Source organism: Pseudomonas sp. HMSC063H08 (assembly GCF_001813645.1).
GTDB lineage: Bacteria > Pseudomonadota > Gammaproteobacteria > Pseudomonadales > Pseudomonadaceae > Pseudomonas > Pseudomonas aeruginosa.
In genome coordinates this window covers 136,111-145,389 of the sequence record NZ_KV813429.1, presented here as the reverse complement: position 1 = coordinate 145,389, position 9,279 = coordinate 136,111, and the positions used below count along the sequence as shown (strand labels likewise).

General features: G+C 68.1%; 11 protein-coding genes. All 11 read left to right on the top strand.

Annotated features, from left to right (window positions below; all coding sequences use genetic code 11):
• Window positions 1-636 (top strand): type IV secretory system conjugative DNA transfer family protein (locus HMPREF2924_RS12690; RefSeq protein WP_168172955.1); only part of this gene is annotated, 636 nt, incomplete at its 5' end.
• Window positions 633-1,097 (top strand): CopG family transcriptional regulator, encoded by a 465-nt coding sequence (locus HMPREF2924_RS12685; RefSeq protein WP_003138987.1) that lies wholly within the window; start codon window positions 633-635, stop codon window positions 1,095-1,097. The genes HMPREF2924_RS12690 and HMPREF2924_RS12685, both read left to right, overlap by 4 nt.
• The gene (trbB, locus tag HMPREF2924_RS12680; protein ID WP_003138986.1) at window positions 1,094-2,164 is read left to right on the top strand and encodes a P-type conjugative transfer ATPase TrbB; all 1,071 of its coding nucleotides are present in this window, start codon (window positions 1,094-1,096) and stop codon (window positions 2,162-2,164) included. The genes HMPREF2924_RS12685 and trbB overlap by 4 nt, the downstream gene beginning before the upstream one ends.
• Window positions 2,161-2,553 (top strand): TrbC/VirB2 family type IV secretion system protein, encoded by a 393-nt coding sequence (locus tag HMPREF2924_RS12675; protein ID WP_003138985.1) that lies wholly within the window; start codon window positions 2,161-2,163, stop codon window positions 2,551-2,553. Before trbB ends, HMPREF2924_RS12675 begins: the two co-directional genes overlap by 4 nt.
• Window positions 2,550-2,822, top strand: coding sequence for a VirB3 family type IV secretion system protein (locus HMPREF2924_RS12670; RefSeq protein ID WP_003138984.1), 273 nt, complete (start codon window positions 2,550-2,552; stop codon window positions 2,820-2,822). The genes HMPREF2924_RS12675 and HMPREF2924_RS12670 overlap by 4 nt, the downstream gene beginning before the upstream one ends.
• Window positions 2,823-2,834: 12 nt before the next feature.
• Complete coding sequence (gene trbE / locus HMPREF2924_RS12665) at window positions 2,835-5,288, top strand: conjugal transfer protein TrbE (protein ID WP_003138981.1); 2,454 nt, start codon at window positions 2,835-2,837, stop codon at window positions 5,286-5,288.
• Window positions 5,285-6,010, top strand: a complete 726-nt coding sequence (trbJ, locus tag HMPREF2924_RS12660; RefSeq protein WP_003138979.1) for a P-type conjugative transfer protein TrbJ — start codon at window positions 5,285-5,287, stop codon at window positions 6,008-6,010. The genes trbE and trbJ overlap by 4 nt, the downstream gene beginning before the upstream one ends.
• An 11-nt stretch (window positions 6,011-6,021) precedes the next feature.
• The gene (locus HMPREF2924_RS12655; RefSeq protein WP_016254219.1) at window positions 6,022-6,342 is read left to right on the top strand and encodes a hypothetical protein; all 321 of its coding nucleotides are present in this window, start codon (window positions 6,022-6,024) and stop codon (window positions 6,340-6,342) included.
• The gene (gene trbL / locus HMPREF2924_RS12650; protein WP_003138975.1) at window positions 6,339-7,709 is read left to right on the top strand and encodes a P-type conjugative transfer protein TrbL; all 1,371 of its coding nucleotides are present in this window, start codon (window positions 6,339-6,341) and stop codon (window positions 7,707-7,709) included. Before HMPREF2924_RS12655 ends, trbL begins: the two co-directional genes overlap by 4 nt.
• 12 nt (window positions 7,710-7,721) lie before the next feature.
• Window positions 7,722-8,426, top strand: coding sequence for a conjugal transfer protein TrbF (gene trbF / locus HMPREF2924_RS12645; protein WP_003138973.1), 705 nt, complete (start codon window positions 7,722-7,724; stop codon window positions 8,424-8,426).
• Window positions 8,423-9,279 (top strand): P-type conjugative transfer protein TrbG (gene trbG, locus HMPREF2924_RS12640; protein ID WP_070700508.1); only part of this gene is annotated, 857 nt, incomplete at its 3' end. The genes trbF and trbG, both read left to right, overlap by 4 nt.

The window sequence follows — 9,279 nt, the reverse complement described above, 5'->3', positions numbered from 1 at the left end:
GACAACTGCCATGTGCGCGTGACGTTCGCCACGAACGACGAGCGCACCGCCAAACGCATCTCCGAGACGCTGGGCACGGCCACCGAGCTGCGCGCACAGCGCAACTACGCGGGCCACCGGCTCGCGCCGTGGCTGGGGCACCTCATGGTGTCGCGCCAGGAGACGGCCCGCCCGCTGCTGACACCGGGCGAAGTCATGCAGCTTCCGCCCGATGAGGCGGTGGTGATGGTGTCCAGCGTGGCGCCGATCAAGGCCCGGAAGCTGCGCTATTACGCCGACGCCAATTTCAAGCGGCGCGTGTTGCCGCCGCCCGCGCTGGCGGACTGCCAATACGCCGACGCGCCGCCGCTGCGCGCCGACGACTGGAGCGGGCTGGCAATCCCACCAACGCCCACCGCACCAGCCACGGCATCCGCCGATGGCCTCGGTTCCGCCGACGACGGCGGCCCACGCCGTCAGCCCGAACTCTCCGAAGCCGTCGCCTACGACCCCGAGCTGGCCGCGCCCGCGGCCGACCTCGGTTTGCTCGATGACGACGACGACCTGCCGCTTCCCCTTCCTCGCCAGCTTGATCCGGCCATGCAGCGCACGGCCCGGCTGGCTTCCCTCGACCCCAACGACGGAATTGAGCTATGAGCCACTACCGCCTGAACCTCTTTATCCAGCCCGAGCACGCCCAGCGGCTTGATGAACTGGCCGCCAAGAAAGGCGTATCCAAGTCGTCCATCGTCGCGGCGGCGCTCGCATCGTGGCTATCGCCCGATGCTGCTGACCAGCGCGAAGCGGCCATCGCCAAGCGGCTCGACCGGCTGTCGCGCCAGGCCGAGCGCATGGAGCGCGACCAGAACATCGCCATCGAGACGCTGGCGCTGTTCATCCGCTACTACCTGACCGTCAGCACGCCGGTTCCCGAGGCGCATCAAGAGGCAGCTCGCGCCCAGGGCAAGGCGCGCTTCGAGCAGTTCACCGAGCAGCTTGGCCGCCACCTGATGCGCGGACGCAGCTTGGTGCGCGACGTGGTGGAAGAACTGCATCCCGACCCGATGCGGATGGAGGACGCGGCGGCAGCCGCCCAGGCGCGGGAGCGTGCGTCATGAGCGCCGTTTCGCAGTTGCCACCCGAGCCACGCTCGTCCGCTGCGGCCTCGCTCGACCGGCGCATCCAGATGCTGCGCACGGCGATGGGGCCGCTGATCGCCACTGCGCTCGAAGACCCCGACGTGGTGGAAATCATGCTCAACCCGGATCGTACCCTTTGGGTGGATCGGCTTTCGAGTGGGCGCGCGCCGATGGGCGTGGAGATGCCCGAGGCCGATGGCGAGCGAATCATCCGCCTGGTCGCGGCCCACGTCGGCGCGGAGGTGCATCGCGGCCAGCCGCTGCTATCGGCCGAGCTGCCCGAGACGGGCGAACGCTTCGAGGGCATCTTGCCGCCCGCCGCGCCAGGGCCGGCCTTCGCGCTGCGCAAGCGCGCCATCGGCGTGATCCCGCTGGAGCGGTATGTCGTGGACGGAATGATGACCGCCGCCCAGGCGGGCTTTCTGGTGCGCGCCGTGCGCGAGCGTCAGAACGTCCTGATCGCCGGGGCCACCAGCAGCGGCAAGACCACGCTCGCCAATGCCTTGCTCGCCGAAATCGCCGCCACGGGCGACCGCGTGTTGGTGCTCGAAGACACGGTGGAGCTGCAATGCGCGGCCCGCGACCACGTTCCGCTGCGCACGCGCGCGGGCGTGGTGTCGATGACCGAGCTGGTGCGCTCGTCCATGCGGCTGCGGCCGGATCGCGTGGTGGTTGGCGAGGTGCGCGGCGCCGAGGCGCTGGATCTCATCAAGGTGTGGGGAACGGGCCACCCCGGCGGGATCGCCACGATCCATGCCGGCTCCGCGTTGGGCGCGCTGCTGCGCATGGAGCAACTGATTCTCGAAGTGGCGGTGAACCCGCCGCGTGCGCTGATCGCCGAGGCGGTCAACGTGGTGATCCACATCGCCGGACGCGGGCGCAAGCGCCGCATCGAGAGCATCGCCCGCGTCGTCGGCTCCGACGGCGTGGGCTACCAACTGGCGGACGCGCTGGAGACGCCGTTTCCCGAACTGCCGCTATTTCCCGAAGCCGCACCCGCTGCGGCGACTTCCCCGTCCCCTGACCAACCTGGAGAACTGCCATGACGCAGATGATCGTTCCTGCTTTCCGCTTTTCTGCAAATCCGGCTTTGCGCCTTCCCGCGCGGTCGCGGCTGCACCGCCTGGCCCGCCCTGCGGCACAAGGGCTGCTGCTGGCCGCGCTGCTGCTGTTCCTGGCCGGAACCGCGCAGGCCGCCGGTTCCTCGATGCCATGGGAAGGCCCGCTGCAATCCATCCTCGAATCCATCCAGGGGCCGGTGGCGCGCATTGTGGCCGTCATCATCATCATCGCCACGGGCTTGGCGCTGGCCTTCGGCGACACGTCGGGGGGCTTTCGCAAGCTGATCCAGATCGTGTTCGGCTTGAGCATCGCTTTCGCCGCGTCCTCGTTCTTCCTGTCGTTCTTTTCGTTCTCTGGCGGGGCTGTCGTATGAGCGGCCCGGATACCTTCGCGGCAGGGTTCGAGGTGCCTTTGCATCGCTCGCTCACCGAGCCGATCTTGCTGGGCGGCGCACCGCGCACCGTGGCGATTGCCAACGGCACGCTGGCCGCCGCTGTCGGGCTGGGGCTGCAACTGTGGATTCCGGGCGTGGTGCTCTGGATCGTCGGCCATTCGCTGGCGGTGTGGGGTGCGCGCGTCGATCCGCAGTTCATGGCCGTGTTCGCCCGGCACATCAAACACCGCCCGCTGCTGGACGTGTGAGGGGATGCCGCCATGCTGAACCTTGCCGAATACCGCCAGCGGCCCGCGCTGCTCGCCGACTGGCTGCCTTGGGCCGGACTGGTCGCGCCAGGCGTCGTCTTGAACAAGGACGGCAGTTTCCAGCGCACGGCCCGGTTTCGCGGGCCTGACCTCGACAGCGCCACGCAAGGCGAGCTGATCGCCACGTCGGCACGCTTGAACAACGCGCTGCGCCGGCTGGGTTCGGGCTGGGCGCTGTTCATCGAGGCCGAGCGCCGCGCCGCTGCCGACTACCCGCACTCCGAGTTTCCCGAGCCGCTGTCTTGGCTGGTGGACGAAGAACGCCGGGCCACCTTCGAGGAATCGGGCAACCACTTCGAGAGCGGCTACCACCTGACGCTGGTGTACCTGCCGCCCGAGGAATCGCGCGCCCGTGCCGCCAAGATGCTCTACGAGAACACGCCGACGAATGGCGTGGACTGGCGCGAGCGGCTGCAAGCCTTCGTCGCGGAAACGGATCGGGTCTTTGACCTGCTCGAAGGCGTGATGCCGGAAATCGCCTGGCTCGATGACGCGCAGACCCTGACCTACCTGCACGCGACCATCTCGACGCGGCGCTACCGCGTGGGCGTACCCGAAGTGCCGTTCCACATCGACGCGCTGCTGACCGATTCGCCGCTGGTCGGTGGCCTCGCGCCCATGCTGGGCGACCGGCACCTGCGCGTGGTGTCGGTGCGTGGCTTTCCGACCTCGACCTGGCCGGGGATTCTGGACGACCTCAACCGCCTGGGATTTGGGTATCGCTGGAGTACGCGCTTTCTGTGCCTCGACAAATCCGAGGCGGAACGGGAATTGGGGCGCTTGCGCCGCCAGTGGTTCGCCAAGCGCAAGAACGTCATCGCGCTGTTGCGCGAAACGATCTTCCAGCAGGAAAGCCCGCTGGTCGATACCGATGCGAACAACAAGGCGGCGGACGCGGATGCGGCCTTGCAGGAGCTGGGCAGCGATCAAGTCGCCTTCGGCTACCTGACGGCGACCGTCACCGTCATGGACGCGGACGCCAGCGCAGCGGACGAGAAGCTGCGCATGGTGGAGCGCGTCATTCAGGGGCGCGGGTTCGTCACCATCCCCGAAACGCTCAACGCCGTGGATGCGTGGCTGTCCTCGCTTCCGGGCAACGCCTACGCCAATGTGCGCCAGCCCATCGTCTCGACGCTGAACCTGGCGCACATGATGCCGGTGTCGGCGGTATGGGCCGGGCCGGAGAAGAACGACCACCTGGGCGGCCCGCCGCTGATCGTCACGCGCACCGATGGCGCGACGCCGTTCCGGCTGGTGACGCACATCGGCGACGTGGGCCACACGCTGGTCGCCGGCCCGACCGGCATGGGCAAGTCGGTCTTGCTCGCCACGCTGGCGATGCAGTTTCGCCGCTATCGCGGCTCGCGCATCTTCGCGTTCGACATGGGCTGCTCGATGCGCGCCACGATCCTCGGGCTGGGCGGCGAGCACTACGACCTGGGCACGGATGGCGAAATCGCTTTCCAGCCGCTTGCCCGTATCGACCGTGAAGGCTACCGCACCTGGGCGGCCGAATGGATCGAAGGCCGCTTGCTGCATGAAGGCGTGACGGTCGGCCCCGATGAGAAGGCCGCCATCTGGTCGGCGCTGGGGAGCCTGGCCGGTGCGCCGGTGGAGCAGCGCACGATGACCGGGCTTTCCGTGCTGTTGCAGAGCAATGTGCTGCGCCAGGCGCTCGCGCCCTATGTGCTGGGCGGCGCGCACGGCAAGCTGCTGGACGCCGATCACGACCGGCTGGGCATGGCCGACGTGCAGTGCTTCGAGATGGAGGAGCTGATGCACAGCAAGGCCGCCGTCATGGCCGTGCTGCATTACCTCTTTGCGCGTTTCGATGAACGCTTTGACGGTGCGCCCACGCTGCTGATCCTCGATGAAGCGTGGCTGTTCCTCGATGACGCGGTGTTCGCGGCGCGCATCCGCCAGTGGCTCAAGACGCTGCGCAAGAAGAACGTCAGCGTCATCTTCGCCACGCAGTCGCTTGCGGACATCAAGGATTCGAGCATCGCGCCCGCGATCATCGAAAGCTGCGCAAGCCGCATCTTCCTGCCGAACCCGCAGGCGACCGAGCCGCAGATTCGCACGATCTACGAGGGCTTCGGCCTCAACAGGCGGCAGATCGAGATCGTCGCCACCGCGCAGCCCAAGCGCGACTACTACTACCAATCCCGCCTCGGCAACCGCCTGTTCGACCTCGACCTGGGACTGGCGACGCTGGCCTTCGCGGGCGCTTCCACGCCGCAAGACCAGCGCGACATGGATCGCGTGCTGCTGGACGCCGGCACGCCCGGCTTCGCGGGCGCATGGCTGCGCCATCGCGGCCTCGATTGGGCGGCTGACCTGCTGCCCTCGTTCCCCGGCCTCGCGCCGGTTTCCTTCGCTGACCAACCACTGGAGAACCTGCCATGAAGAAGCGCCTTGTCGCCGCTGCCATCGCGGCCATGCTTTGCACCGCCACCGCCCATGCGCAATGGGTCGTGATCGACCCCACGAACCTCGTGCAGAACACGCTGACCGCGATCCGCACGCTGGAACAGATCAACAACCAAATCCAGCAGCTTCAGAACGAAGCGCAGATGCTGATGAATCAGGCGCGCAACCTCGCCAGCCTGCCGTCCAGCGTCGTCGGCCAGTTGCGCGCCAACCTGGCGACCACCGAGCGGCTGATCGCCCAAGCGCGCGGCTTGGCCTACGACGTGACGAATCTGGATCGGGAGTTCGCGCGCCTGTACCCGGAGCAGTACGCCGCCACCGTCAGCGGCGACCAGATGTACCGCGACGCCCAAGAGCGGTGGAAGAACACGCTCAACGGCTTGCAGACCACCATGCAGATGCAGGCGCAGGTGTCGCAGAACCTGGGCGAAGACGAAAGCGTGCTGGCCGATCTGGTCGGCAAGAGCCAGTCAGCGCAAGGCGCGCTGCAAGCGATGCAGGCCATGAACCAGTTGCTCGCCTTGCAGGCCAAGCAGTCGATCCAGTCGCAGCGGCTCCAGATCACGCAAGACCGGGCCGCCTCGCTGGAACTGGCGCGGCAGGCGGCGGCCACCGAGCGCGCCCGCGAAGTGCGGCGGCGCTTCCTCGGGGAAGGCACGCCGTACACGCCGCAGTCCGTCAACTTCTACCGCGACTGACGGGGGCCGACATGCGATGCGTCCTCGTCCTTGGTGCCGTGCTGCTGGCCGCCTGCGGCGAGCAGCCGGCCGACAACCTCGCCGATGCCCTGGCCGCCGATCCCGTGCGGCTCAAGGCATTGCGCGCGCAATGCGCGGCCGACCGGCAGGCCACGGGCGAGGACGCTTGCCGCGCCGCCGCCGAAGCCTTCCGGCGGCGCTTCTTTTCCGGCGAGGCCGGGCCGGATGAATACCAGACGCTGGCCGACCTGCCGCCGATCTCGCCCAGCTTCGAGGAACCGGCCGATGGCACCGCGCCGGCCTTGCCCGCCGCCCCGGAGGGCACGCCATGAATGACGTGACGATCATCGACCAGTTCCTCAACACCTTCGCCACCTACATCGACTCGGGTTTCGGGCTGCTGCGCGGCGAAGTGGCGTTCCTCACGGCCACGCTGATCGTCATCGACATGACGATCGCCGGGTTGTATTGGGCCATGAGCCATGCCACCGGCCAGGGCGAGGACGTGATCGCCAAGCTGCTGCGCAAGGTGCTGTACGTCGGTGCCTTCGCCTACATCATCAACAACTTCAACTGGCTGGCCAGCATCGTGTTCCGCTCGTTCGCGGGACTGGGTATCACCGCCACCGGCTCGACTATCACGATGGAAGACTTCTTGCAGCCGGGCCGGCTGGCGAAGGCCGGCCTTGATGCGGGCGGGCCGATCTTCCTGCAACTCGATGACCTGATGGGATTTCCCGAGGTGTTCTTGAACCTCGATGCCATCTTGGTGCTGTTCCTCGCATGGCTAGTCGTGGTGCTGTGCTTCTTCGTGCTGGCGATCCAGCTTTTCATCACGCTGATCGAGTTCAAGTTGACGACGCTGGCTGGCTTCGTGCTGGTGCCGTTCGCGCTGTGGAACAAGACCTCGTTCCTGGCCGAAAAGGTGCTGGGCAACGTGGTATCCGCTGGCGTCAAGGTGCTGGTTCTGGCTGTGATCGTCGGTATCGGCTCGGGCCTTTTCGCGCAGTTCCAAGTCCATCCTGACGAGCCTTCTATCGACCACGCGCTGGTCATCATGCTGGCCTCGCTCACCTTGCTGGCGCTCGGGATCTTCGGCCCCGGCATCGCCACGGGCCTCGTGTCCGGTGCGCCCCAGCTCGGCGCGGGCGCGATGGCCGGTGCCGCTATCGGCGCAGCCGGAACGGCAGTGGCTGTCGGTGCTGCCGCGACGGGCGTGGGCGGTGCGGTGGCCGCTGGTGCCCGCATGGCCCCGGCCGCCGCCAAGCTGGCCGGCAGCGGCGCGCGTGCCGCCACGTCGGCGGCTGGCAGCGCGAAGTCGGCGTTCCAGGCCGGTTCCGCAGCAGCAGGCGGCGGTGCCAAAGGCGCGATGGCGGGCTTGGGCAACGTCGCCAAGACCGGCGCGCAGTCCGCCGGACGCGCTGCCGCATCCCGCGCTTCCGCTGCTGGGCAGCGCATGGCCGCGCCGTTCCGCGCTGGCTGGAAAGGCGACGCTGGCGCGTCAGCCGGCCAAGCCGCCACCAGCGAAGCCCCCGCAGGCGCTGCCGCTGCACAGACGCCCGAGCAACCCGCCTGGGCCAAGCGGCTGCAACGCCGCCAGCAACTCACTCATGCCGCGACCACCACCGCCCACACGCTGCGCGGTGGCGATGGCGGCGGCTCCGGCCAAGGGCCGAGCCTGCGCGATTCCGACTCATAAGGAGAACTGACCATGCGATTCAAGAAACCGCAGGTGCGCTACGCCGACACGCCGCAGCCTGCCACGCCGTACCAAGCTGCCGGCCAGGTGTGGGACGACCGTATCGGCTCGCCGCGCGTGCAGGCGAAGAACTGGCGCTTGATGGCGTTCGGGTGCCTGACGCTCGCGCTGCTGATGGCCGGCGGCCTGGTGTGGCGCTCGGCGCAGTCCATCGTGACGCCCTATGTGGTGGAGGTGGACAACGCGGGCCAGGTGCGCGCTGTGGGCGAAGCCGCCACGCCGTACCGCCCCAGCGATGCACAGACGGCGCACCACATTGCGCGCTTCGTGACGCTGGTGCGCTCGCTGTCCATCGACCCCATCGTCGTCCGCCAAAACTGGCTGGACGCCTACGACTACACGACCGACAAGGGCGCGGCCGTGCTCAACGACTACGCGCGGGTCAACGACCCGTTCGCACGCATCGGCAAGGAGTCGGTGACGGTGCAGATCACCAGCGTCGTGCGCGCCAGCGACACGTCTTTCAACGTGCGCTGGACGGAACGGCGCTACGTCAACGGCGCCGCGGCGGGCCTGGAGCGGTGGACGGCGGTGGTGTCCATCGTGCTCCAGCCACCGCGCACCGAAGAACGCCTGCGCAAGAACCCGCTGGGCATCTACGTCAACGGCCTGTCGTGGAGCCGTGAACTGGATTCTTCCGAAGGAGCAAAGCCATGAATGATGTTTTCCGCAAATCCGCCTTGCCGCTGATCCTGCTGGCCCTCGCGGGCTGCGCCACGCAGGGCAAGCCGCCGCCGACCATCTCGCTCGATGAGCCGGTGCAGGCGCAGCCGCTGCCGGAGCCGCCCGCGCCGGTGGAGGTGGTCAAGGTGCCCGAGCCGCTGGCGCTGCCGGCGCAGTTGAAGCCATTGCCCGAAGCCGAGGCTGCCAAGCCCGTCCCTGAACCTGCCGACGAAACCGTGCGCGTCTCGCGTGCCAACGCCGAGGCCCGCATCGCGCCCACGCGCGAGGGCTACGTCAATGCGATTCAGGTGTGGCCCTACACCGATGGCGCGCTGTATCAGGTCTATGCGGCCGTGGGCCGCGTGACCGTGATCACGCTCCAGCCGGGCGAGGAACTGGTGACGGTCGCCGCTGGCGACACTGTGCGCTGGATCGTGGGCGACACATCCAGCGGCAGCGGTGATGCGCTGCGCGTGAACGTGATGGTGAAGCCCATCCGCTCGGGCCTCAAGACGAATCTGGTCATCACCACCAGCCGGCGCACCTACCTGCTGGAGCTGACCTCGACAGAGAAGACGTGGATGGCGTCAGTGTCGTGGGAGTACCCGAAGGACAAGATGCTGGCCTTGCAGCGCCAGGCGCAGGCGGCCAGCGCCGCCGCGCCAGTCGATACCGGCTTGTCGCTGGAGAAGATCCGCTTCCGCTACGCGATCAGCGGCAGCAATCCACCGTGGAAGCCGTTGCGCGCCTTCGATGACGGCGAGAAGGTCTATATCCAGTTCCCGCCGGGCATCGCGCAAGGCGAGCTGCCGCCGCTGTTCGTCATCGGCGCGCAGGGCGACGGGCA